The organism is Methylomonas koyamae (assembly GCF_006483455.1).
Classification (GTDB): domain Bacteria; phylum Pseudomonadota; class Gammaproteobacteria; order Methylococcales; family Methylomonadaceae; genus Methylomonas; species Methylomonas koyamae_B.
The window spans coordinates 1-23,488 of record NZ_PPPU01000006.1 but is presented as its reverse complement, the minus strand read 5'-3'; the positions used below and the strand labels follow the sequence as shown (position 1 = coordinate 23,488).

General features: G+C 56.6%; 19 protein-coding genes. 12 read left to right on the top strand and 7 right to left on the bottom strand.

All coding sequences use genetic code 11. From position 1 onward, the window contains the following. The first annotated feature begins 14 nt into the window (after window positions 1-14). From C2U68_RS02535 to C2U68_RS02525, 3 genes are all read left to right on the top strand, one after another. Complete coding sequence (locus C2U68_RS02535; RefSeq protein WP_140910944.1) at window positions 15-809, top strand: inositol monophosphatase family protein; 795 nt, start codon at window positions 15-17, stop codon at window positions 807-809. An 86-nt stretch (window positions 810-895) separates the two neighbouring features. Next, on the top strand, window positions 896-1,804 hold the full coding sequence (locus C2U68_RS02530) for an NAD(P)-dependent methylenetetrahydromethanopterin dehydrogenase (RefSeq protein WP_140910943.1): 909 nt from the start codon (window positions 896-898) through the stop codon (window positions 1,802-1,804). Between the two features lie 43 nt (window positions 1,805-1,847). Continuing rightward, window positions 1,848-2,753, top strand: coding sequence for an NAD(P)-dependent methylenetetrahydromethanopterin dehydrogenase (locus C2U68_RS02525; protein WP_140910942.1), 906 nt, complete (start codon window positions 1,848-1,850; stop codon window positions 2,751-2,753). Window positions 2,754-2,801: 48 nt separating this feature from the next. On the opposite strand, the gene C2U68_RS02520 is transcribed toward C2U68_RS02525, so the two are convergent. Continuing rightward, complete coding sequence (locus C2U68_RS02520; protein WP_140910941.1) at window positions 2,802-3,440, bottom strand: response regulator; 639 nt, start codon at window positions 3,438-3,440, stop codon at window positions 2,802-2,804. A 162-nt stretch (window positions 3,441-3,602) separates the two neighbouring features. Between C2U68_RS02520 and C2U68_RS02515 the strand changes: the two genes are divergently transcribed. Beyond that, complete coding sequence (locus C2U68_RS02515) at window positions 3,603-5,333, top strand: proline--tRNA ligase (protein WP_140910940.1); 1,731 nt, start codon at window positions 3,603-3,605, stop codon at window positions 5,331-5,333. A 66-nt stretch (window positions 5,334-5,399) separates the two neighbouring features. On the opposite strand, the gene C2U68_RS02510 is transcribed toward C2U68_RS02515, so the two are convergent. Then, on the bottom strand, window positions 5,400-5,570 hold the full coding sequence (locus C2U68_RS02510; protein ID WP_140910939.1) for a rubredoxin: 171 nt from the start codon (window positions 5,568-5,570) through the stop codon (window positions 5,400-5,402). Between the two features lie 265 nt (window positions 5,571-5,835). Here C2U68_RS02510 and pepA point away from each other — a divergent pair, with 265 nt between their 5' ends. Continuing rightward, window positions 5,836-6,669 (top strand): flocculation-associated PEP-CTERM protein PepA, encoded by an 834-nt coding sequence (pepA, locus tag C2U68_RS02505; protein ID WP_140910938.1) that lies wholly within the window; start codon window positions 5,836-5,838, stop codon window positions 6,667-6,669. Window positions 6,670-6,747: 78 nt separating this feature from the next. Here pepA and holA read toward each other — a convergent pair whose 3' ends face one another. Genes holA through leuS form a run of 3 tightly spaced genes read right to left on the bottom strand, consistent with a single transcriptional unit; the run spans window position 6,748 to window position 10,872 of the window. Further along, window positions 6,748-7,761: a DNA polymerase III subunit delta gene (holA, locus tag C2U68_RS02500; protein WP_140910937.1), complete on the bottom strand. Its 1,014-nt coding sequence runs from the start codon at window positions 7,759-7,761 to the stop codon at window positions 6,748-6,750. A 5-nt stretch (window positions 7,762-7,766) separates the two neighbouring features. Further along, window positions 7,767-8,264 (bottom strand): LPS assembly lipoprotein LptE, encoded by a 498-nt coding sequence (gene lptE / locus C2U68_RS02495; RefSeq protein ID WP_140910936.1) that lies wholly within the window; start codon window positions 8,262-8,264, stop codon window positions 7,767-7,769. Between the two features lie 19 nt (window positions 8,265-8,283). Beyond that, window positions 8,284-10,872 (bottom strand): leucine--tRNA ligase, encoded by a 2,589-nt coding sequence (gene leuS / locus C2U68_RS02490; RefSeq protein ID WP_140910935.1) that lies wholly within the window; start codon window positions 10,870-10,872, stop codon window positions 8,284-8,286. A 91-nt stretch (window positions 10,873-10,963) separates the two neighbouring features. On the opposite strand from leuS, the gene C2U68_RS02485 reads away from it, so the two are divergent. The 4 genes from C2U68_RS02485 to C2U68_RS02470 all read left to right on the top strand — a co-directional run bounded on the left by C2U68_RS02485 (window position 10,964) and on the right by C2U68_RS02470 (window position 17,391). After that, a complete protein-coding gene (locus C2U68_RS02485) occupies window positions 10,964-11,452 on the top strand; it encodes a zinc ribbon-containing protein (protein WP_140910934.1) in 489 nt (162 codons plus the stop codon). A gap of 57 nt (window positions 11,453-11,509) precedes the next feature. Next, the gene (locus C2U68_RS02480; RefSeq protein ID WP_140910933.1) at window positions 11,510-12,283 is read left to right on the top strand and encodes a ParA family protein; all 774 of its coding nucleotides are present in this window, start codon (window positions 11,510-11,512) and stop codon (window positions 12,281-12,283) included. Between the two features lie 301 nt (window positions 12,284-12,584). After that, a complete protein-coding gene (locus tag C2U68_RS02475; protein WP_186289473.1) occupies window positions 12,585-16,475 on the top strand; it encodes a CHASE domain-containing protein in 3,891 nt (1,296 codons plus the stop codon). Continuing rightward, window positions 16,465-17,391, top strand: a complete 927-nt coding sequence (locus tag C2U68_RS02470; RefSeq protein ID WP_140910931.1) for a diguanylate cyclase — start codon at window positions 16,465-16,467, stop codon at window positions 17,389-17,391. Before C2U68_RS02475 ends, C2U68_RS02470 begins: the two co-directional genes overlap by 11 nt. 46 nt (window positions 17,392-17,437) lie before the next feature. Here the strand turns inward: C2U68_RS02470 and C2U68_RS02465 are convergent, their stop codons facing one another. Further along, window positions 17,438-17,794 carry a hypothetical protein gene (locus C2U68_RS02465; protein WP_140910930.1) on the bottom strand — a complete coding sequence of 119 codons (357 nt, stop codon included), beginning with the start codon at window positions 17,792-17,794 and terminating at the stop codon, window positions 17,438-17,440. Between the two features lie 35 nt (window positions 17,795-17,829). After that, a complete protein-coding gene (gene phoU / locus C2U68_RS02460; protein ID WP_140910929.1) occupies window positions 17,830-18,567 on the bottom strand; it encodes a phosphate signaling complex protein PhoU in 738 nt (245 codons plus the stop codon). Between the two features lie 250 nt (window positions 18,568-18,817). Between phoU and C2U68_RS02455 the strand changes: the two genes are divergently transcribed. The 3 genes from C2U68_RS02455 (at window position 18,818) to C2U68_RS02445 (ending at window position 23,012) form a co-directional block, all read left to right on the top strand. Then, window positions 18,818-19,612, top strand: coding sequence for a UDP-2,3-diacylglucosamine diphosphatase (locus tag C2U68_RS02455; protein ID WP_140910928.1), 795 nt, complete (start codon window positions 18,818-18,820; stop codon window positions 19,610-19,612). 234 nt (window positions 19,613-19,846) lie between these two features. After that, window positions 19,847-22,369 (top strand): ExeM/NucH family extracellular endonuclease, encoded by a 2,523-nt coding sequence (locus C2U68_RS02450; RefSeq protein ID WP_140910927.1) that lies wholly within the window; start codon window positions 19,847-19,849, stop codon window positions 22,367-22,369. Between the two features lie 61 nt (window positions 22,370-22,430). Next, window positions 22,431-23,012 carry a hypothetical protein gene (locus C2U68_RS02445; RefSeq protein ID WP_140910926.1) on the top strand — a complete coding sequence of 194 codons (582 nt, stop codon included), beginning with the start codon at window positions 22,431-22,433 and terminating at the stop codon, window positions 23,010-23,012. Window positions 23,013-23,488: the final 476 nt, after the last annotated feature.

Here is a 23,488-nt window from a genome sequence, read left to right as displayed (position 1 = left end):
TTTTCAATTCGACTATGCATCCAATGCTCAACATAGCCGTCCGCGCAGCGCGGAACGCCGGCGATCTGATCCAACGCTCCTCACTCAATATCGAAAAGCTCACCGTAGACCAAAAAAGCCGCAACGACTACGCCTCCGAAGTCGACCGGGCAGCCGAGCAGGAAATCATCAAAGTCATTCGCACCGCGTTCCCCGACCACGGCATCCTGGCGGAAGAAAGCGGCGAGGCCAAAGGCAACGATTACACTTGGATTATCGACCCGTTAGACGGCACCACCAATTTCCTACACGGTTTTCCGCACTATGCCGTTTCGATCGCCTTGAAAAACAAGAATAAATTAGAGATCGGCGTTATTTACGACCCGACCCGCGACGAACTGTTCACGGCCGAACGCGGCGGCGGCGCAATGCTGAACAATCGGCGCATTCGGGTTACCAAACAGAACACGATGCGCGGCGCGTTGATCGGTACCGGCTTCCCGTTCAAGACCATGGACAACATCGAACCTTACCTCGGCATGTTCAAGGCAGTATGCGCCGACGCCGCCGGCATTCGCCGCGCCGGAGCCGCCGCGCTGGACATGGCTTATGTGGCCTGCGGCCGGCTGGACGCTTACTGGGAGATCGGCGTCAAAGAATGGGACATTGCCGCCGGCGTGTTGCTGGTGCAGGAAGCCGGCGGAGTCGCAACCGACTTTTCTTTTAACGACAAATATTTACAGTCCGGCAACATCATCACCGGCAACCCGAAGATGCACCAATTGATGTATCAAATCATCGAGCCGCACGTCCCAGCCCGCTTGAAATAAGGCGCAATTCTGCAATTAGCCTAAAATTGTTATCGTTTCGCCTTTTCTTTTATACTTACCGGCTAATCAAAAATTAAGAGGCCACCATGGAAAAACCCTTTATCCTACACATGCTGACTACAGCCAAAAACCTGAGCCCGTTCGACGTCAATATGGCGATGGATGCTGGCTGGATTTCAGCGGTGCCGTATATCAACGTCGAACCGAGCGAAGTCCGGGGTTTGGTTCAAGACGCTATTTTCTCGCGTAGTCCGAAAGGCTTGTTACGCACCGCCATTTTCATCGGCGGCCGCGAAACCAAACAAGCCATGGACATGCTGAAAATGGCGAAAAATTCCATGGTTCCGCCATTTGAAGTTTCGGTTTTCGCCGACCCCAGCGGGGCATTCACCACTGCTGCCGGCATGGTAGCCGCGGTCGAAAAAGAATTGGCCGAAAAATTCGGCACAACGCTGGAAGGCAAGAATGTTCTGGCATTGGGTGGCACCGGCCCGGTCGGCCAAGCTGCGGCGGTGATCGCCGCCCAGGCCGGCGCCAACGTTCGCATTATCGGCCGCCAACTGGATAGAGCCGAGCGCACCGCAGAGTTGTGCAGCGAAGAATTCGGTGACGGCAAAATCTCGATTGCCGCCGGTGCTGATTCCGACAAAGCCGAGTACATCAAAACCGCAGACGTCGTCTTTGCTACCGGTGCCGCCGGCATCGAACTGCTCAGTGCCGAAATGATCGCGAGCGCTCCGCAACTGAAAGTCGCGGCCGACGTCAACGCGGTCCCGCCGTCCGGTATTGCCGGCGTCGACGCCTTCGACAACGGCAAACCGATTGCCGGTTCGGTCAGCGGCGCAGTCGGCATTGGCGCATTGGCGATAGGCAACATCAAGTACCAGGCGCAAAGCCGCTTGCTGAAACGTATGCTGGAAAGCGATCAGGCGCTGTTTTTGCACTTCGAGCATGCTTTCGAAGTCGCGCGCGAGTTTATCAAATCCAGCAAGTAACCGACTCCAATCCAGTCCGCCACTATTACAGGGTAAGGTACCAATGCCAAAACGTAGCATACTCCACATGTTCGACCCGATGCCAAACAATAGTCCGTTTGACATCAACATGGCGTTAGACGCCGGTTTCGATGTGCTCATTCCTTACGCCAACGTCAAACTGGAGAACATACCCAACCTGACTCAGGATGCGGTGTTCTCACGGAGTCCGGCCGGCAACAAAAGTACCGCCCTGTTCATCGGCGGCCGCGATATGGGATTGGCTATCGATATGCTGCAAGCCACCAAACCTGCCATGGTCCCGCCGTTTCAAGTATCGGTATTTGCCGATCCCAGCGGCGCTTGCACCACCGCCGCCGCACTAGTGGCGTGCGTGGAAAAGGCGTTGAGAGATCACTACGGACTGGAGTTGAAAGGTTTGAAAACACTGGTGTTCGGCGGGACCGGTCCGGTAGGGATCGCAACCGGAGTGATCGCGTCGTTGCAAGGCGCGGAAACCTTGCTAGTAGACCATTTGTCAGTCGAGACCGCCAAGGATGCGGCCAAACAATACAACCGGCGTTTTGGCTCCAGCATGGGAGCAGCTGTGGCACGCAACGACGAAGAGAAATCCGAATTGATCGCCGACGCAGACATCGTGTTCTGCACCGCAAAAGCCGGGATTCGGGTTATCAGCTCGGCCGTACTGGCGCACGCCAAACAACTCAAAGTTGCCGGCGACGTCAATGCGGTACCGCCGCTGGGCATCGAAGGGATCGAACTGAACGATTTTGCCGCCCCGCTTACGCTAGCGACCTTGTCGCCGAAAGCGGTAGGTGTTGGCGCTCTGGCCGTAGGCAATATCAAGTATCAATTGCAACACGAGCTGTTGAAACTGATGCTGGAGACCGAAAAACCGGTCTTTCTGGACTTCCGCGAAGCTTTCGTCAAAGCGCGCACGCTGGTTTAGCACCGGACCTGACAAGGGCTGGACTGATAGTCCGGCCCGCGCGCGCCATCACACCGCATCCAAATAATTGAATTTCACCGCCAATCTGGTCAACTCCACGTCATTTTTAATCTGGAGCTTGCGGTAAACCCGGTAACGGTAGGTGTTGATCGTCTTGTCGCTCAAGGCCAGCGCTTCCGACATTTCCTGAATGCTTTTCCCGTTCAGAATCATCCGTACCACTTCGGCCTCGCGCTGGGACAGCTGTAAAAACGGTGAAACGTCGGCGCCCGGCAAAAATTGAAACGCCAAATTGCTGGCCACGTCCTGGCACAAATAGCGTTTTCCGGACATCACGGTTTTAATTGCTGCGACCATTTCGTTAACCGGCGAAGCTTTGGAAACGAAGCCCACCACCCCCAATTTCAATAACTGTTGCGGAATCGGCCCGTCGTTATGGACCGATAACGCAATAATCTTGGCATTGGGCTGAGTTTGCAAAATCCGCCGGCACGCCTCGAACCCGCCCATCCCCGGCATATTGATATCCATCAAAACCACGTCCGGCGGATTCTGAGCGACGATTGGCAACGCCTGTTCACCGCTATTGCATACGCCAACCACGGAGATATCCTTCTCCGCCGCCAGCAGCGCCTCGATACCGCTCCTGACCAATTCATGGTCGTCCACGAGTAATACTTTAATCATAACTTCCTTTGCAACGATCTTTATCCGCTCAAGTTTCCCAAATTTCCTGTCCAACGGCAACGTCAAGCGGCACCATTGTGGCGTTAAACGCTCCCTGCGTCGTCGTTTGCGCGATTTATCGGTAAAATACCGCTCTTTTGATAAACCAACCCAAAGGTCGCCATGCGCACTTCCCAATTTCCTCTAAGCACCGTCAAAGAAACGCCCGCCGACGCCGAAATCGCCAGCCACAAACTGATGATTCGCGCCGGCCTGATCCGCAAACTCGCCGCCGGCATTTACACTTGGCTGCCGCTGGGTTTGCGGGTGTTGCGCAAGGTCGAGCAAATCACCCGCGAGGAAATGAACAAGGCCGGCTCCCTGGAAGTGTTGATGCCGGCGCTGCAACCGGCCGAACTGTGGCAGGAAACCGGACGCTGGGAAAAATACGGCCCCGAGCTGGCGCGCATGAAAGACCGCCACGACCGCGATTTCTGCCTGGGCCCGACCCACGAGGAAATCATCACCGACCTGGCCCGCCACGAACTGAGAAGCTACAAACAGTTGCCGGTCACCTACTACCAAATTCAGACCAAATTCCGCGACGAAATTCGCCCTCGCTTCGGCGTGATGCGCTCGCGCGAATTCATCATGAAGGACGCCTACTCCTTCCATCTGGACCAGGAATCGCTGCAGCAAACCTATGACGTGATGTATCAAACCTATACCAACATCTTCAACCGCTTCGGCTTGAAGTTCCGCGCGGTGATGGCCGATTCCGGCGCGATCGGCGGCGCGGTGTCGCACGAGTTTCACGTACTGGCCGACTCCGGCGAAGACGCCATCGCGTTTTCCGACGCCAGCGATTACGCGGCCAACGTCGAAAAAGCCGAAGTCCGCCGCCCGCCGTTAAATCGGCCCGAGCCCGGCCGAAATCTGGAAAAGACCAAAACTCCGGGTAAAAAAACCATCGCCGAAGTCTGCGAATTTTTAGGCACCACCGCCGACAAAGTGCTGAAAACCCTGATTCTGGTACAGCGCCCGGCCGATCCGCAAGACCGCAACGTTTATTACATGATTCTACTGCGCGGCGACCATGAACTGAACGAAATCAAATTGAGTAAAATTATCGGTAACTTCGACTTTGCCAAAGACGAAGAGATTGAAAGCCTCATGCATTGCCGCCCTGGCTACATAGGCCCAATTGCCAACGAGACAACTCCCTGCCATATCATTGCCGATTACGCCGTCGAAAATATGAGCGACTTCGTCTGCGGCGCCAACGAAGAAGGCATCCACTACACCGGCGTCAACTGGAGTAGGGATCGGAAATTGATGAACGAGTGGCTGCACGACATCCGCCAAGTCGTGGACGGCGACCCTAGCCCGGACGGCCACGGCAGCTTGACTATCGCCCGCGGCATCGAAGTCGGCCACATTTTCCAACTGGGCACCAAGTACAGCGAATCCATGAACGCCGCCATCGTCAACGAAGCAGGCAAAAACCAAACCATGATCATGGGCTGCTACGGCATCGGCATTTCCCGCGTCGTCGCGGCCGCCATCGAGCAAGGCCACGACGAGCGCGGCATCATCTGGCCCAACGAACTGGCGCCGTTCCAGGTCGCCATCTGCCCGATGAACATGTACAAATCCGACCGCCTGGTCGATACCGTGGAAAAGATCTACCAGGAACTGCAGGACGCCGGCATCGAAGTCTTGCTCGACGACCGCAAGGTCCGCGCCGGCTTCATGTTCTCCGACATGGAACTGATCGGCATCCCGCACCGCATCGTCATCGGCGACCGGGGCCTGGACAGCGGCACCGTCGAATACCAGGGCCGTACCGACCCGGAAAGTCAGGAAGTTCCTTTCTCCGAGCTGGTCGGGTTTATCAAAGCCAAACTGGCATAAAGCCGACCCTATCGCACAAAAAAAGGGCGCCAAATGGCGCCCTTTTTCTTACCCGACCGAACCGCTTCAGCGCATCAAAGTAAACATCGCCTTGACCGCACCGCACTTCGGGCAACCCCAGTCTTCCGGCACATCTTCCCAACGCGTGCCCGGCGCTACGCCGTTACGCGGATCGCCCAACTCCTCGTCGTAAATGTGGCCACAGGTTTTGCATTTGTACTTTCTGAACTCTGCCATTGCTTAATCCTCGGTTGTAACAACGTTTAATAAACGGGCGAAATTGTAGCTTATGCTCGCCCGCCAAAAAACCACGAATATTGGAAGGAATCGACCACCTGGCTTTCCGTTCGAACCCCTAACAAATCGGCTCTGACGCGCCATTTTCGCGGGAGCCCTGACCTGAGTGCTAGGTAATTGAATTGTAATTTGAATTCTTGACCGGAAACGGGTATAAACGCCCACCGAGGGGGATCGATATTTTTCACTTTTTTGAGGGATTAACATGAAACACTGCGCTTTCTCGCATCATCTTAAGCAGAGCCTGCTACTGCTGGGCTTGGCAATCACTACGCCTATCGCTTCGGCAGCGGCATGGAGCGGCACAGCCAATTACACCGCAGCTCCCGGAGCCACCGGCGACGAAGCCGTCGTCGGCCCGTTCGACACCTACGACTTCGGCTTGGGCGTTGGCTTGGTTAAAGTCAATAACGACGGCACGCTGAGCGGCTATTTCCAGACCTATGTCAACGACCACATTCTGACCAATGCCGGCGGCATCAACGTGCCGCAACTTAACGTCAGCGGTGCGTCTGGTAGCGGCAGCGGCTTCGAATTAACCGTAGTCGCCAATTTTACCGGCACCTATTCCGTATTGCCGGGCGGAGTGCAAAGCATCTCGCTGACCGGGGGCAATGTTGGCCTGTATTTCGACACCACGCCTGACTTCAGCTTCAGCGCCGATAGCGGCTTTAACGATGGCACTGCGATTTTATCCGGCACGCTGACCGGCGGTAGCGGATTTATCTCACTATCTTCCGGCAAAGGCATCGAACAGCTGGATCTGAGTTTTTCGGGGATTTTCGGCAGTTCCAATTCCAGCGTTTATAGCGCGCCGATCGGCGGCGGCAGTGCTTTGTTTTCAATCGATTTGAAAAACTCGACCTTGCTTCCCGGCATCACCAGCGTGCAAGGCCACAACAAAAGCGAAGGCGCCTTGGCAGCCGTCGACGGCTCCATCAACCTGACTGCAGTGCCGTTGCCGGCAGCGGCGTGGATGTTCGGCGCAGGCTTGGTCGGCCTGTTGGGCACGGGTCAACGAAAAAAAACCGTCGCCTAAACCACTCCGGTTAGGACTTCGCGGCTTTGCTGCCCCGGCGCTTCAATCGGGGCAGCAGATTCCGGCCGACTCGCAACATCAAAAATCAGGCATTCCCGCGAATCGCAAACACAAACCGAACAACCCTTCCCATTCGTTGCCACCGGCCTGCCCCTTGATGCAACGGTCCACCTCTGCACCGGCCCGTAAAATCCCCTGTAACTGTTCGGCCCGCAAGCGCCGAGACGCCTCTTGCACCAAAGATTTGCGTTTATCCCAAATCTGAAACTTCTTAAACACCGCTTCCGGATTAGCGCCACGCCGCAACTCGGCTTTGACCAGCAACAACATCCGGGTTTCCCGGCAAATCGCCCATAACACGATAGAAGCGGCGGTGCCTTCAGCCTGCAAGCCGTTCAATATTTTTAAAGACCGGTTCAATTTTCCCTCCAGCAAGGCATCGGTCAATTTGAACACGTCGAAACGGGCGCTGTCGGCAACGTCGTCCTCAATCATGGCTTTGCTGACCAAAGCCGCACCATGCAAGATGTAAAGCTTTTCGATCTCCTGCGCGGCCGCCAATAGATTGCCCTCGACACGAGCGGCCAGGCTCTTCAAAGCCTCGTTGTCCAGCCGCATGCCCCTGCGTTCGGCGCGGCGCTGCAACCAGTTTAACCACTCCTGCCCCTGCAGCGGCCAAACCTGGACGATGACGCCAACGGCGTCCAACGCTTGAAACCATTGCGACTTTTGCGCCGCCGACTCCAGTTTGCCGGCCGTCACCAGCAGCACGGTATCGTCCGGCAGGTGTTGGCAATAGGCGATCAAAGCCTTGCTGCCTTCCGTTCCAGGCTTCGCCGAAGGCAGGCGCAGATCAATTAATTTTTTGTCGGAAAATATGGATAGCGAATCGGCTTCCAGGCTAAGTTGCGGCCACTCGTGGCCGGACTCGACCGAAATCACTTCGCGGGTGGTGTAACCGGCCGCGCGGGCAGCCTGGCGAATGTCGTCGGCGGCTTCGCCCAGTTGCAAAGGTTCGTCGCCGCTGACCAGATAGACCGGCGCCACGGATTTTTGCAACGCCGCAGCCAACTGTTCGACTTTCAAGCGCACGTTTTTTACTTCTGGTTGTCGATCGCCACCCGGGCGCGGGCCAGGATCATCCGGGCCGCCTGCTTGTAAATCTCGCCGCGGATCAACTGTTCCTCGTTGGTTTTCGCCAACACCGCGGTCTGGTCGTTGAAAAATTCGCGGGATAATTCGATGACTTGTTCATCCATCATCGCAGTCTCCTTATCGTCGAAGAACTGGAAGCGCAGATAATATTCCAGCTCGGATTCGCTGGATTTACCGGTGGAGCCGATAGACAGCACCCGGCTGCGCATGTCTTCTCTCAACACTTTGATGACGACACCGGCCTCGTTCGGCGTCGGCGCCAATTTGCCTTTCGAAGCCCGCATGATTTGCTGCATTTCGTTTTGCAACGGTCCGGAAGCGCCGAAAATGTAAAGACTCTTCAGCGCGGCCGGCATCTCGATCGAGCCGCGCAAATGGTAGCCGCAACCGGCTTGCGCCAACAATGCCGCCAGAACCAGATATCGAAACAAGCGCTTCATCGGCTTTTTACCAACGCAATTAAACAACGATATTCACCAGTTTTTGCGGCACGACGATCAGCTTTTTGACCGGCTTACCCTCGAGGAAGCGCTGCACATTGGCATCGGCCAAGGCCAAGGTTTCGATCTGTTCCTTGGAGGCGCTGACCGCAACCGCCAATTTGCCACGCAATTTGCCGTTGACCTGCACCACCATCTCAATGCTGTCCTGCACCAACGCCGACTCGTCCAGTTCCGGCCATGCTGCGACGACGATATCGCTGTCACGACCCAGATCGTTCCACAGTTGCTGCGCCGCGTGCGGAATGATCGGCGCCAACATCAACACGATGGCTTCCAGCACTTCCTGGCGTACCGCCCGGCCGTTGGCGCTGTCGTCCTCAAATTTGTTCAACGCGTTGACCAGCTCCATATTGGCAGCAATCGCGGTGTTGAAGGTGTGGCGACGGGCCATGTCGTCGGTCACCTTTTGCAAGGCCTGGTGCAACTGGCGGCGCAGGGCTTTTTGATCGTCGGTCAAGGCCGCTTTATCCAGCGTCGCTTGCGGCAAACCGGCTTCAACGTGCAGATACACTTGCCGCCACAACCGCTTCAGGAAGCGAAACGCACCTTCGACGCCGGCGTCGTTCCATTCCAGCGATTGGTCCGGCGGCGAGGTGAACATCGTATACAAACGCACGGTATCGGCGCCGTATTTGTCGATCAGCACCTGCGGATCGACGCCGTTGTTTTTTGACTTCGACATTTTTTCGATCGCGCCGACCGTGACCGGCGAACCGTCTTCCAATAACTTGGCGCCGACGATCTTGCCCTTGGCGTCGCGCTCGACTTCGATCTGGGTCAGGTTGAAATACTTTTTATGGCCGTGTTCGTCGAATTGGTAAAAAGTCTCGGCGACCACCATGCCCTGGGTCAGCAGATTTTTGAACGGCTCATCGCAAACCAGCAAGCCTTCGTCGCGCAGCAATTTGTTGTAAAAGCGCGAGTAGAGCAAATGCAGAATCGCGTGCTCGATACCGCCGATGTAATGGTCGACCGGCAGCCAGTAGTTGGCGCGCTGGTCCAGCATCGCCGTGTGGCAGTCGCTGCTGGCGTAGCGGGCAAAGTACCAGGACGATTCCATGAAGGTATCGAAGGTATCGGTTTCGCGCCGGGCCGGCTTGCCGCATTTCGGGCAGGTGGTGTGCGGGAAGGTCGGATGCGCGGCCAATGGCGACTGCGAACCGTCCAGCACCACGTCGCGCGGCAGGGTCACCGGCAATTGCTCGTCGGGGACCGGGACGGTACCGCAGTCGTCGCAATACACCACCGGAATCGGCGCGCCCCAATAACGTTGGCGGGATACGCCCCAGTCGCGCAATCTAAAGTTGGTTTTGCGCTCGCCCTTGCCGAGACCGGCCAATTTGGCGGCGATGGCGTCGAAGGCTTGTTTGAAATCCAGACCGTCGAATTCGCCGGAGTTAAGCAACACACCTTTGTCGGTGAAGGCTTTTTCCGCGACGCTATCATCGCTGCCGTCAGCAGACGCAATCACTTCTTTAATCGCGATGCCGTAGCGTTTGGCAAATTCGTAATCGCGCTGGTCGTGAGCCGGGACCGACATCACGGCACCGGTGCCGTAGCTCATCAACACGAAATTGGCGATCCAGACCGGCACCGACTCGCCGGTCAGCGGATGAATCGCGTTGTAACCGGAGGCGATGCCGCGTTTTTCCATGGTTTCCATCGCCGCTTCCGAGGTTTCCATCTGCTTGCAGGATTCGATAAATTCGGCAATCTCGGCATTGGTTTCGGCGGCTTTTTTAGCGACCGGGTGTTCGGCGGCTACCGCAACATAAGTCACGCCCATTACGGTGTCGGGACGGGTGGTGTAGATGCGGATCGGCGACTCGAAACCGTCGACGGCAAAATCCATTTCCACACCTTCGGAACGACCGATCCAGTTGGCCTGCATCGTTCTGACCTGTTCCGGCCAACCCGGCAGTTTTTGCAGATCGTCGAGCAACTCCTGGGCATAAGCAGTAATTTTCAAAAACCACTGCGAGATTTCTTTTTTCTCGACCTGGGTATCGCAACGCCAGCAGCAGCCATCGATAACCTGCTCGTTGGCCAACACAGTCTGGTCGTGCGGGCACCAGTTGACCGGCGCCGTTTTTTTATAGACCAGGCCTTTTTCCAGCAGGCGGATGAAGAACCATTGTTCCCAGCGATAGTATTCCGGATCGCAAGTCGCCAGCTCGCGGCTCCAGTCGTAGCCGAAGCCCAGACGTTTGAGCTGGTCGCGCATGTAATCGATATTGGAATAGGTCCAATCGGCCGGATGCACCTTGTTTTGCATTGCGGCGTTTTCCGCCGGCAGGCCGAAAGCGTCCCAGCCCATCGGCTGCAACACGTGTTTGCGTTGCATGCGTTGGAAGCGGCTGATCACGTCACCGATCGTATAGTTGCGGACGTGACCCATATGTAGCTTGCCGCTCGGATAGGGGAACATCGACAAGCAGTAGTATTTTTCCTTGCCGGTATCCTCGGTTGCGGTAAACACGCCTGATTTTTCCCAATCGGCTTGGACTTTTTCTTCGATCGCCGCGGGGTTGTAATGCTCTTCCATCCTGTTCGTCTTTTGCTGTAAAAAGGCGCTAGAATACCTTACAGGCGCTTAAATCTAAAGCGCGAATACTATAATAAAAGCGGGAGTAAGCATGGGCGAAAACAAACTGATCGACGCATACGACGACTTGATGGGCCATCTGTACGAAGCGATGGACGACACGCTGCATTCGGTAGCCGACGCGCTGGAAATCGCCAAGAAAAAAACCGCCGCGCTGGGCGGCCATACCCAGGAAGAAATCAACAAAATCGCCGACTATGTGATGCGCGACGTCGAACACGTCGCCACGTCGCCAAGCCTGAAGGAAGAAAACGACTCGCTGTCCGAGTGGCTGAAATTCGACATCGAACTGATCGAGAACTTCGCGCTGGAAGCCTTTCTCGACATTGCCGACAAGACCCGGGTCAAGCTGGCGGCGCTGGAAATGGAAGCCAAACTGTACCACCCCTACCAGAGCGGCGAAGTGGCCGGCCCCGGCACCTTCACCTGCGACGTTTGCGGCAAGCAAATCGCCTTCAAATCCACCAGCATCATCCCGGCCTGCCCCGAATGCAAAGGCAGCAGTTTCAGCCGTTGTTGATATTGCGGGCTCAAACCTTATAATGCGGGCTTTATTTTTCCTTGATCGAGGGCGATTATGCGCAGGGTGATTTTCAATCAGAAAGGCGGCGTCGGTAAATCCACCATTACCTGTAATTTGGCGGCGATCAGTGCCGTTGAAGGCAAAAAAACCCTGGTAATCGACCTCGACGTCCAAGGCAACTCGACGCAATACCTGCTGGGCAGCAAGGTCGCGGATTCCGATAAAACCATTGCCCACTTTTTCAAGGACAGCCTCGGTTTGGGCCTGTTCGGCGGCGGCAAGGAAGGCCTGGACGGCCTGATCCACGAAACGCCCTTCCCCAACCTGTACGTGCTGCCGTCGCATTCCGACCTGGAAGGCCTGCAAAGCCGGCTGGAGTCGCGGCATAAAATCTACAAACTGCGCGAAGCGTTGGAACGACTGGAAGGCTTCGAGCACATCTATATCGACACGCCGCCGATTCTGAACTTCTACAGCCTGTCTGCGCTGATCGCAGCCGAAAGATGTCTGATCCCGTTCGACTGCGACACCTTCGCCCGCGAAGCACTTTACACGCTGATGCGCGCGATCACCGAAGTCAAAGCCGACCACAACCCGCATCTGGAGGTGGAGGGCGTCGTCGTCAACCAATACCAAAAACAAGCCAACCTGCCGCGGCAACTGGTCGAAGACCTGATCGCGGAAGGCCTGCCGGTACTGGAAACCAAAATCTCCACCTCGGTTAAAGTCCGCGAATCGCACAGCGATGCCCAACCGCTGGTCCACTACGCCCCGTCACACAAACTGACCGAAGAATACCGCGCCTTGCATTTGGAAATTCACCAATAGCCCATCCCGCGCGCTATAAAACCTACAAGGCCAGGCCCAGCCTGGCTTTTTTACGCGCTGTTGTCCGTTACGCCCAAAGCAATTGAGCCATCCCTCCGATCCGTTTCGATACGGCCAGCGCCCGTCGACCAAACAAGCTTCACGATTCTGATAAACTGAATATCACCTGATCGACGCACCGATTTGGCGCCGATCGATTAATCGTCAAATCGGACTTGGCTTACACTCACATCGGTCATCCCGTCCTATGAGGCAACGCACCGCAGATAAGCGTAATGTGTTAACTATCGAGTCCCACAGAGTGTTATACGCTGTGGCATTCGGTATTGTGATTATTTTTCTGGCCTCTATCGGTTTCAATCTCCACCTCCGCCAACAGCAAAGCCTGGATAAGGCTCTGCGCGAGGATTCCCAGCGCATTTCCACAAAAATCAACGAGCGTTTGAACGCCTATGCCCAGCTATTGAAAGCCGGCGCCGGCCTGTTTGCGGCGTCCAACAGCGTCGAAAGAGCCGAATGGAAAAATTTCGTCGAAAAGCTCGACCTCGATCAAACTTACCGGGGCATTCAAGGCGTCGGATTTTCCGAATTGATTTCCCGAGCAGACTTGCCAGCCCATATTGCCCAGATCCGCAACCAGGGCTTTCCCGAATATGTGGTCAATCCGCCCGGCGATAGAGAGCAGTATTCCAGCATTATTTTTCTGGAACCTTTTTCCGGCAGAAATCTAAGGGCGTTCGGCTACGACATGCTATCCGAGCCCACCAGAAACGAGGCGATGCTGCGGGCGCGAGATATTGGGGACATTGCATTCTCCGGCAAGGTAAAACTGGTGCAGGAAACCAAAACCGACGTCCAAGCGGGAGTATTGGCTTATTTGCCGGTTTTCAAGAATGGTGCTATCACCCAAACTTTAGACCAGAGACGCGCGTCGCTGATCGGCTGGGTGTATAGCCCTTACCGCATGAACGATCTCATCAAACCCATCGTCGAGGGCGAACTGTCCGCGTTGGATTTACAAATTTTCGATGGCGAAAAAACCACTGAAAATTCCTTGTTCAATAGCGCACCCGACATGACAGCGGACGGGTATACCGCAGCCAATCCGCTATTGACGCATGACGTCAATCTCGAAGTCGGCGGACACACTTGGATCTTACATTTTACGGCCCTGCCCGGCTACGCAACCATCAACCACGTCGCTAAGCCGTGGCCCGAGTATTTCGGCCTGGTGTCCATCGCTTTTTTGACATTGGGACTGTTTTGGCTGTCTGCAAATACGCGGATTCGCGCCCACAAGATCGCTCGCAACCTCACCGACGATTTACGGGAGCAAACCGAACGCTTGAAAGCCAACCAGCTATTACTCAAAGAATCCGAAAGCCGCTTTCAGTCGGTTTCCAATGCCGCACCGGTACTGATTTGGGTTGCCGGTGCCGACGGGCGCTGCAATTGGTTCAACAAGGTATGGCTGGATTTTACCGGGCGGACCATGGAACAGGAATTGGGCCAGGGTTGGACGGCCGGGGTGCATCCGGACGACATCGATCGCTGTCTCGAAATTTATACCGGCCACTTCGACCGGAGAACCTCCTTCCACATGGAATACCGCTTGCGGCGTCATGACGGCGAGTACCGCTGGCTCCAGGATAACGGCGTTCCCCGTTTCGACGCCCTGGGAAATTTTCTGGGCTATATCGGCAGTTGCTTCGATATGACCGAAAACATCCTGGCCTTGGACAAAGCCAGAGAAAGCGAGGAACGCTGGCAGTTTGCGCTCGAGGGCGCCGGCGACGGCGTCTGGGACTGGAATATCGGCGCCGGCCTGATCGTCTATTCAAAACGCTGGTACGAAATTCAGGGTTTCGAAGAAGGGTCGATGAAACCCAATATCGACACCTGGCGGCAACTTGTCCACCCAAACGACCTGGCGATAGCCGAGGCGGCGTTGCAAACCCACTTTAGAGGCGAGTCGCCCAATTTCAGCTGCGAGCACCGGGTCATCTGCGGCGACGGCCATTACAAATGGATTCTGGGACGCGGCATGGTAGTCAGCCGAGATGCCCAAGGCAACCCGTTGCGGGTGATCGGCACCCATACCGACATCACCGAAAGAAAGCAGCAGGAACAGGAGTTAAAGCAGCTGCTCCGCATCATCAACGAAAGCCCTGACTATATCGGTACCGCGGACATGTCGGGCAATTTGCTGTTCCATAACCTCATGGCGCGGCGAATGGTGGGGCTGGACGACAACGCCGACCTTTCCAACCGCAAGATCCAGGACATGCACCCGGAATGGGCTGCGCAGAAAATTCTGGAAGAAGGCGTTCCGGCCGTTCTGAAACACGGTTACTGGAAAAATGAAACCGCTATTCTGAACCAGGACGGCCGAGAAATTCCCGTCTCCCAAATCCTGCTTCTGCACCGCGACGAAGCCGGCAATCCGCAAATGTTGTCCACCATCATGCGCGACATTACCGAACAGAAGCAATATCTGGTGTCGCTCGAAGACGCCAAACAAGTTGCCGAAGGCCTGGCCAAAACCAAATCCGAATTCCTCGCCAACATGTCGCACGAGATCCGCACGCCGATGAACGGCATCATCGGCTTATCCAAACTGGCGCTGGATAAAGAGTTGCCTGTCGAAGTCAGAGACTACCTGGAAAAGATCAACGCGTCGTCAGAGAGCCTGCTGGGCATCCTGAACGACATTCTCGATTTCTCCAAACTCGAGGCCGGAAAGCTCACAATCGACCAACAACACTTTAACCTTAAAACCTTGCTCGATAACCTGTACAGCCTGTTCTCGCACCGTGCCGCCGAAAAGGCGCTGGCCTTGACCATCGATATCGCTGAAGACACACCCGCCGAGCTGATCGGCGATGCGTTGCGCCTGCAGCAAATCCTCGCCAACCTGATCGGCAACGCTATCAAGTTCACCGAGCGCGGACGGATCGGCATCCACATCAAACCTTTAGCGCAAGAAGGCTCGTCGGCCCGGCTAAGTTTCGCTGTGGCCGACAGCGGCATCGGCATTACCGAGGAAGACCAAAGCCGGCTGTTTCAGCCCTTCAGTCAAGTGGACGGTTCCGCCACTCGCCGCTTCGGCGGTACCGGCCTTGGTCTGGCCATCACCAAACAACTGCTGGAACTGATGGGCAGCCAACTGAAAATCGACAGTACGCCGGGGCAAGGCTCCACCTTCCACTTCGTGCTGCCGACCGTTTTGGCTTCAGCGCCCTCGCCTCATGTCATCGACCGTCGTTCCGAACGGCGCAGCGCCGGCGCATTGAGTCAAGATCTGCGGCAAAAAGGTCTGGCGCTGGCCGGCGCCCGGATTTTGGTCGCTGAGGACAACAAGATCAACCAGAAAGTGGTCACGGAATTCCTCAAACTCGCAAACGTTGAGGTCGACATTGCCAACAACGGCGCCGAGGCGCTGGAGTGGCTGGAGCGCCAAGAGTTCGACGCCATCCTGATGGACGTCCACATGCCCGGCATGGGCGGTGCCGAGGCTACCGGCAGGATCAGGGCAAATCCCAAGTACGTCGAACTGCCGATCATCGCGCTGACAGCCGGCGTTACCGAAACCGAACGCGAAAACTGCCTGCAGATCGGCATGACCGACTTCCTGCCCAAACCGCTGGATCCCGAGCAGATGATCGCCGTACTCAGCCGTTGGATTAGGCGGCCGAATCAGCCGCAGCGGCCATCGGCTGCCGGCCAAATTCCGGACAATGCAGGTGCCGACATAGCGAAACCGTTGTCGCCGGATACCACAACCGCGTTCTCCAACCCGGCACCAGAGGCCGAATGGCCGAGCATTCCCGGCATAGACTCCGCTCGTTCTCAACTCAATTTATTCGGCGACCGGGAGCTTTTTATCGAGTTACTGGCGCTCTACGCCGGCGAAAATAACGAAGTGATCGCCAGTTTGAAAAGACATTTCGCCAACCGGGATTGGACTGAGGCCAGACAGGTTGCGCACCGACTCAAAGGCCAAATAGCCAACCTCGGCGCCAGCGATGCCGTCGCCAAGGCCGCGGCACTGGAAGCGGCCTTAAAAGCAAACTCGCCCGGCACCGAGGAAGCCTATGCGCAATTGATAGCGGAAAACGACCGTCTATTGGCCGCCATCACCGGCTGGCTAAAAACGAACGCCCGGATTCAAGCAGGCAACCATGCGAACTAAGCCGATAGTCCTGGTCATCGACGACGATCCCCTGACCCACAGGATCATGGAGCGGATACTCGCTTCGATTTGCACCGTGCGCGGCACCAAAAGCGGGAAAGACGGCGTGGCCATGGCCATTGCCCAACAACCGGATTTGATTTTGCTGGACATGGTCATGCCCGATTTTTCCGGCCAAGAGGTGATCAAGGCCCTGAAATCGCACAAGGACACGCAAGACATCCCGACCATTTTCGTGACGGCGGAAACCAATTTTCAAGTGGAAGCCAATGCGCTGGAAATGGGCGCGGTGGATTTCATTACCAAACCGGTGAATCCCTTAGTGCTGATTGCCCGGGTCAAGACACACTTGCGCTTACGTCGCCGGGAATTGGAGCTGACAGCGCTTTACGCCGAACTCGATCGAAAGAATCAGCAACTCAAAGAACTGTCGACGCACGACCCACTGACGGGGCTCTACAATCGGGTGATGCTGTTCGATTTCATCGAGAAACAGTTCGCCTATCTCATCCGCTACCAGTCGCCCTGTAGCTTGGTCATGCTCGATCTCGACCATTTCAAAGCGATTAACGACGAGTACGGGCATTCGATGGGCGACACCGTGTTGACCGCAATCGCCCGGCGATTGTGCAACCGCCTTAGAAACTCGGACTTGGCCTTTCGCTACGGCGGCGAAGAGTTCCTGGTGATCCTACCGCAGGCCGGAATCTCGCAGGCCAAAGAACTGTTCGAACAAATCCGCCAAGACATCCATGACGATGCGATGGGCGGTTTACCCCAAGGCAAGGTCACCGTAAGCGTAGGTATTACCGAATTGAGCTCCGACGGCGATAGCGTCGAAGAAGCGACTAACCGCGCCGATCATGCCCTTTACGAATCCAAACACCGGGGCAGAAACCGCGTCACCGTGTTTTGATTCGCGGCGACCGTCGCCGACTTTGCCGCAGATGCGGCAAAGCCCATCAACCCGCCATATCCAACACCGAATTGTCCAGCTTCGCATTCAAGCGGCTGAACGCTTTGTGCAGAACTTCCCAGCCGATAAACGACACCACCAGCCAGCCGCCGGTACGCCGCTCCCATTCGGTATCCAAGAGCACCCCGGCCTGGACCAGGCTGACGAACGCCGCATCGCTGGGCGCTTCGATATAGGCCAGCGCCGCCGGCAAATGCGCGGCGGGCACCAGTCTGGCGCACGGCTGGTCGTTGTTGGCATGACGGTCCGTGTACATCACATAGCCGGGATCGATACCCAAGGCTCTGAGCTCGTTGCAATAATCGGCAAACCCGTAAAACGGAAACGGCAATGTCAGACTCATGGTTAAACTCCGGATAGTACTGATCCAACCGCCGGTCAAGCGTCGCCTTGACTAGGCGCTTGCTGGCGCAGCAGGCCGCCATGGCGGATATCGACGCCGTCCAGCATAAACACGGCATGTTCGGCAATGACGCGGCAATGCTCGGCGCACCGCTCCAAAATTTTCATCATTTGCATGATGTCCAGCGCCCGGCGGATCATGCGGGCGTCGTGCAGCACATAGGCCAATTGGTGTTTGATCCCTTCCTGCAATTCGTTTTCGCAGAGCTGGTCGCATTGCAACAGCGCGTAGGCTTGCTTGGAATCGCGGTTTTCGAACACCACCATCAACTTGTCCAGAATCAACTTGACCAAGCCGCCCATCTTGACAATGTCGGCCAGCAATTTTTCGTTTGGATCGCTGGTATTCGGATCGAACAACACCGTGATCAGTCTGGCAAATTCGCCGATTTCGTCGCCGATTTTGGAAAACTCCGCCGAGATCTTCGATACCGACAACACCAGACGCAAATCGTTGGCCACCGGGCAATGCCGGGCAATCACGCTCAATACGCCGTCGTCGATCTTGCTTTCGAAATGTTTCAGCTTTTTTTGGCGGGAAATGACTTTTTGCGCCAGTTCGGCATCGCCGTAATCCATGGCCTGCATCGCTTGCTCCAACTGGTAAATCAGCAAGTCGGTCACTTCGAGCAACAGACCGTACAAATGATTCAGGTCGTTGTCGTATTCGTGCAAGGTATGCGGATTGCCGCTGGTGTCGGTCGGAGTCGTCATGGCCAAGCCTCTATCGGGTTAACGCGCAGTTTTTACACCCCAATTTTAACCAGCCAAAATGACAGGAATGTGACGCGCGCCGGCTGGCGCGGCCTCGCCTGATACAGGCCTGGAGCGGATGACGGAATTGTGACAAGCGGGCGTCGCCGGCAAAATCGGCGGGCGGCAACCCTTACCCGACAAGTCGTCATACTGCTGTCATAAACAGCCAGAAAAATACGCTTATCCGCTACCGATCTCAGCGTGTTTTATGACTGCATCTGTATACCGAACCATCTGGATTTCCGATTTGCACATCGGCTCCACCCAATGCCACGCCGAAGCGCTGCTGGATTTTCTGAAACACAACGACAGCGAAAAACTGTATCTGGTCGGCGACATCATCGACTTTTGGGCCTTGTCGAAAAAGATGTACTGGCCGCGCGAGCACAACACCATCATCCAGAAAATTCTGCGCAAAGCCCGCCACGGCACCCAGATTATCTACGTCCCGGGCAACCACGACGAAAACGTGCGCGAATACGACGATTACGTATTCGGCGACATCGTGGTCAAGCGCTCCGACATCCACACCACCGCCGCCGGCAAACGCTTCCTGATCGTGCACGGCGACGAATACGACACCATCGCCAGACACCACCGCTGGCTGGCCAAGATCGGCAGCGTCGGTTACGACTGGCTGATCGAAATCAACCGCTTCCTGCGCATCTGCCAAAAACTGATCGGCTACCGATCGCATTTTTCGTTGGCCGCCTTCGTCAAATTCAAGGTCAAAAACGCGGTGCAATTCATCTCCGATTATGAGGAAAGCATTGTCCGCACCCTTAAAAACCAGGGCTTGGACGGCGTGATCTGCGGCCACATCCACCACGCCGAAATCAAGGAAATCGAAGGTTTCACCTACGTCAACACCGGCGACTTCGTCGAAAGCTGCACCGCCATCGTCGAACACGCCGACGGCCGCCTGGAGTTGGTGAACTGGTTGAAACAGGAAAAACCGAACCCGGAAGCGCACGCGGAACCTGGCCTGCCCCACGCCGGCTAGGCATCGTCCCACCCGCCCCGGTGTAATACGTTTCACCAAAACTTCCGCAAACCGTCACCGTATCTTAACCTGCGGCTCCGGCTTATCCCGCAAAATGCGACCGGGCTTGCAGAATCGGTTGTTACAACCGGTCCCGCCTCGGCGCTACCCCCTTGAACCAGCGGCGGGATTTTCTGCGAGTCGGCCAGGCGCCAAGCCTGTTCGCTGTTATTGCCATACAGAGACTATCCGACCATGATCGCAACTCCACTTAGCCGCTTGCCGCTGCTGGCGGCGCTAGGCGTACTCGCCACTTCGGTTACTGCCGAAGCCGCCACCCCGGTATTTATCAACGAAATCCATTACGACAACGCCGGAACCGACACCGGCGAGGCCATCGAAATCGCCGGCCCGGCCGGCACCAACCTCAGCGGCTGGTCGCTGGTACTGTACAACGGCAACGGCGGCGCCAGTTACAACACCAAAGCGCTGAGCGGCGTCATTGCCGATCAGACCGGCACCGGCTTCGGCACGCTGAGCTTCAGTTACCCGACCGACGGTATCCAGAACGGGTCGCCGGACGGCATTGCGCTGGTCAACGGCAGCACGGTCGTACAATTTTTAACTTATGAAGGCAGCTTTACCGCAGTCGGCGGCCCAGCCGCCGGCAAAGTCGGCGTGGATATCGGCGTCAGCGAGTCGAGCGTCGCCGTAGGCCAGTCCCTGCAGTTAAAGGGCGCCGGCAGCAGCTATGAAGATTTTGCCTGGACGACGGCAGCGGCCAATAGCTTTGGCAGTCCCAACGCCGGCCAAACCTTCGGCGGCATTACGCCGCCACCGCCCACGTCACAGTGCGGCCAGCCGGCAACCTTGATCAGCGCGATTCAGGGCAGCGGCGGCGTCAGCCCGCTAAACGGCACGGTGCAACACGTCGAAGCCGTGGTCAGCGCCGACTTTCAAGGCAGCGGCAATTTGAATGGTTTCTTCGTCCAGCAAGGCAGCGATGCCGACGCCAATCCGGCCACTTCCGAAGGCCTGTTCGTGCTGGCCAATACGCCGATCAACGCCGGCGACCGGGTCCACATCGTCGGCAGCGTCGCCGAAACCTTCGGGATGACCCGGCTGGAAAACGTCACTGCTGTTGAAGTGTGTTCCAGCGGCAACGCCTTACCGGAGCCGGCGGCCGTCAACCTGCCTTTCGACAGCACCAATAACGACCCGGAACGTTGGGAAGGCATGCTGGTACAACTACCGCAAACCCTGACCGTGACCGAGAACTACAATCTGGCCCGTTACGGCGAATTTCTGTTGTCGTCCGGCGGCCGTTTGTGGACGCCGACCCAAGTCGCCGCGCCCGGCCAAGCCGCCAACGATGTTGCTGCGCAGAATGCGTTAAACCAATTGTTGGTCGACGACGGCAGCAACCAGCAAAATCCCGATCCGGTGATCTATCCGCAACCGGCCGGCTTGAGCGCGGCCAACAGCCTACGCTCCGGCGATACGGTAGCCGGCGCCACCGGCGTATTGGCTTACGATTTCGGCGTCTACCGCTTGCAGCCGACCCAACCGTTGGCGTTTAGTGCCAGCAACACGCGTCCGGCCAACCCAGCACCAACCGGTTTGGGTTCGTTGAAAGTCGCCAGCTTCAACGTGTTGAATTACTTCAACGGCAACGGCTTGGGCGGCGGTTTCCCGACCGCGCGCGGCGCCAATACCTTGGCCGAATTCAACCGCCAGCGCGCCAAAATCATTCCCGCCATCCATGCGCTGAATGCCGATGTGGTGGGCTTGATGGAAATCGAAAACGACGGCTACGGCAGCACCAGCGCCATCGCCGATCTGGTCAACGGCTTGAATCAACTGGCCGGCGCCGGCACCTACGCCTTCGTCAATCCGGGCCTGAGCAAAGTCGGCACGGACGAAATCGCGGTCGGCATCATTTATAAGCCGGCGAAAGTCACAGCGGCCGGTAAGGTGGCGATTCTGGATTCGTCTGTTAACCCGCAATTCATCGACAGCAAAAACCGCCCCACCTTGGCGCAAACCTTTCTGGACAAGGCCTCCAACAAGCTGCTGACGGTCGCGGTCAACCATTTGAAATCCAAAGGTTCAGCCTGCGACGACGTCAACGACCCGGATACCGGCGACGGCCAGGGCAACTGCAATCAAACCCGCACCGATGCCGCCCAAGCCCTGGCTAGCTGGCTGGCCGGCGACCCGACCCAGCAAGGCGCGGCCAACAGCTTGATCGTCGGCGACCTGAACAGCTATGCCCAGGAAGACCCGATTACCGCACTGAAGAACGCCGGCTACCGCAACCTGCTGGAAACGATGGTCGGCAACCGGGCGGCGTACAGCTACGTGTTCGACGGCGCGGCCGGTTATCTGGACCATGCGCTGGCCAATAGCGCGCTGGCGCCGCAAGTCAAAAGTGCTAGCGAATGGCACATCAACGCCGACGAACCGCGCGCGCTGGATTACAACACCGAGTTCAAATCGGCCAATCAAGTCACCAGCTTTTACGCGGCGGATGCCTACCGTTCCTCCGACCACGATCCATTGCTGGTCAAACTGTTCGTCCCCGGCGATCTGGATAACGACGGCGATGTCGACAACAGCGACGCCGGTCTGGTTAAGGCTCAAATCGGCCAATGCGTGGGCAAGACAGGGTTTAACGCCGAAGCCGATTACGACATGAGCGGTTGCGTGACGTACGCCGATTATCGAATCTGGTACGGCCATTTCAACAGCTATACCGCCTCCATTCGCGCCCAATAACTCCGGCTGGCCACCGGCAAACCGTTTGCCGGCGGCCTTGATTAATTTTTAGGATCACAATATGCAAAACTTGCTTCGTATTCTGGCGCTATGCGGCGCCAGCCTGTTGCTGACCACGGCCCATTGCCAGGCAGCCACCCTCTCCTTCAGCCTGGAAACCGCCGCCAATTCAATCCGGGTCGGCGATGTATTCGCTATCGATCTGGTCGCGCACGATCCGTTCGCGGCCGATAGCAGCGACGAGCTGTTGGCTTTCGGCTTGAAAGCCGCCAGCTCGATCTCGGGCCTGGTGGAATTTCAAAGCAGCAGCATCAATCCGCTGTTCTCCGACGACAGCTTGCTGGTCAATCTGCACGCCGCCGGCTCGGCGTTTCCCGGCATCGGCAGTGACCCCTCGACCGCATCGACGTTCAATCTGGCGACTTTGCATTTCAAAGCGCTGGCCGCCGGCCAAGTGACGTTGGCGATCGCCTCCGATTTATCCGACTTCAATCAAGGTCTGATCTTTTTGAACCAAGGTCCGGTAGCGATCAATGCCAGCCGTGGTTTTGATATTACCGCGGTGCCGTTGCCGGGGGCTTTGGTTATGTTTATTAGTGGGGTGGTGGTGGGTTTGGGTGGGTTTCGGCGGAAACGATGCTAAAACTTGATGCAATCCGATTTGGTTTTGTGTCGCTGACGCGACGACTGTTTTAATGTCGGTTCGCGGACCGACAACCGCGATACTTTCTTTTGCTTGGCCAAAAGAAAGTATCCAAAGAAAAGGCCACCCGACATTCCGCCTTAATCCTGCGCTTTTGCGAAAACCATCCATGGTTTTCGCCCTGCGGGCCAGCCTATCGGCTGTTCAAATTTGCTCCAGGCAAATTTGTCGCTTTTGCCGAGGGTTTTCGGAAGGGCCATCCTTGGCCCTCCGAAAACGCACGGCATCCCTGCCGCGCCCCTGCGGGCTATTCTCGCCAAAAGCTCCGATGCTCGGGGCGGAATAACGGGAGAAAACCACTCCCAAAGTCTAACGAAAATTCAAAAAACGTAGGGTGGGCAACGCTTTTTTGCCCACCGTCAACGGTATATATTCTATTCCGCGTGGGCACAAAAACCGTGCCCACCCTTATATCT

Coding starts and splice junctions, on each gene's coding strand:
- C2U68_RS02535 (WP_140910944.1), top strand. CDS start 15: ATGCATCCAATGCTCAACATAGCCGTCCGCGCAGCGCGGAACGCCGGC.
- C2U68_RS02530 (WP_140910943.1), top strand. CDS start 896: ATGGAAAAACCCTTTATCCTACACATGCTGACTACAGCCAAAAACCTG.
- C2U68_RS02525 (WP_140910942.1), top strand. CDS start 1,848: ATGCCAAAACGTAGCATACTCCACATGTTCGACCCGATGCCAAACAAT.
- C2U68_RS02520 (WP_140910941.1), bottom strand. CDS start 3,440: ATGATTAAAGTATTACTCGTGGACGACCATGAATTGGTCAGGAGCGGT.
- C2U68_RS02515 (WP_140910940.1), top strand. CDS start 3,603: ATGCGCACTTCCCAATTTCCTCTAAGCACCGTCAAAGAAACGCCCGCC.
- C2U68_RS02510 (WP_140910939.1), bottom strand. CDS start 5,570: ATGGCAGAGTTCAGAAAGTACAAATGCAAAACCTGTGGCCACATTTAC.
- pepA (WP_140910938.1), top strand. CDS start 5,836: ATGAAACACTGCGCTTTCTCGCATCATCTTAAGCAGAGCCTGCTACTG.
- lptE (WP_140910936.1), bottom strand. CDS start 8,264: ATGAAGCGCTTGTTTCGATATCTGGTTCTGGCGGCATTGTTGGCGCAA.
- leuS (WP_140910935.1), bottom strand. CDS start 10,872: ATGGAAGAGCATTACAACCCCGCGGCGATCGAAGAAAAAGTCCAAGCC.
- C2U68_RS02485 (WP_140910934.1), top strand. CDS start 10,964: ATGGGCGAAAACAAACTGATCGACGCATACGACGACTTGATGGGCCAT.
- C2U68_RS02480 (WP_140910933.1), top strand. CDS start 11,510: ATGCGCAGGGTGATTTTCAATCAGAAAGGCGGCGTCGGTAAATCCACC.
- C2U68_RS02470 (WP_140910931.1), top strand. CDS start 16,465: ATGCGAACTAAGCCGATAGTCCTGGTCATCGACGACGATCCCCTGACC.
- C2U68_RS02465 (WP_140910930.1), bottom strand. CDS start 17,794: ATGAGTCTGACATTGCCGTTTCCGTTTTACGGGTTTGCCGATTATTGC.
- phoU (WP_140910929.1), bottom strand. CDS start 18,567: ATGACGACTCCGACCGACACCAGCGGCAATCCGCATACCTTGCACGAA.
- C2U68_RS02455 (WP_140910928.1), top strand. CDS start 18,818: ATGACTGCATCTGTATACCGAACCATCTGGATTTCCGATTTGCACATC.
- C2U68_RS02450 (WP_140910927.1), top strand. CDS start 19,847: ATGATCGCAACTCCACTTAGCCGCTTGCCGCTGCTGGCGGCGCTAGGC.
- C2U68_RS02445 (WP_140910926.1), top strand. CDS start 22,431: ATGCAAAACTTGCTTCGTATTCTGGCGCTATGCGGCGCCAGCCTGTTG.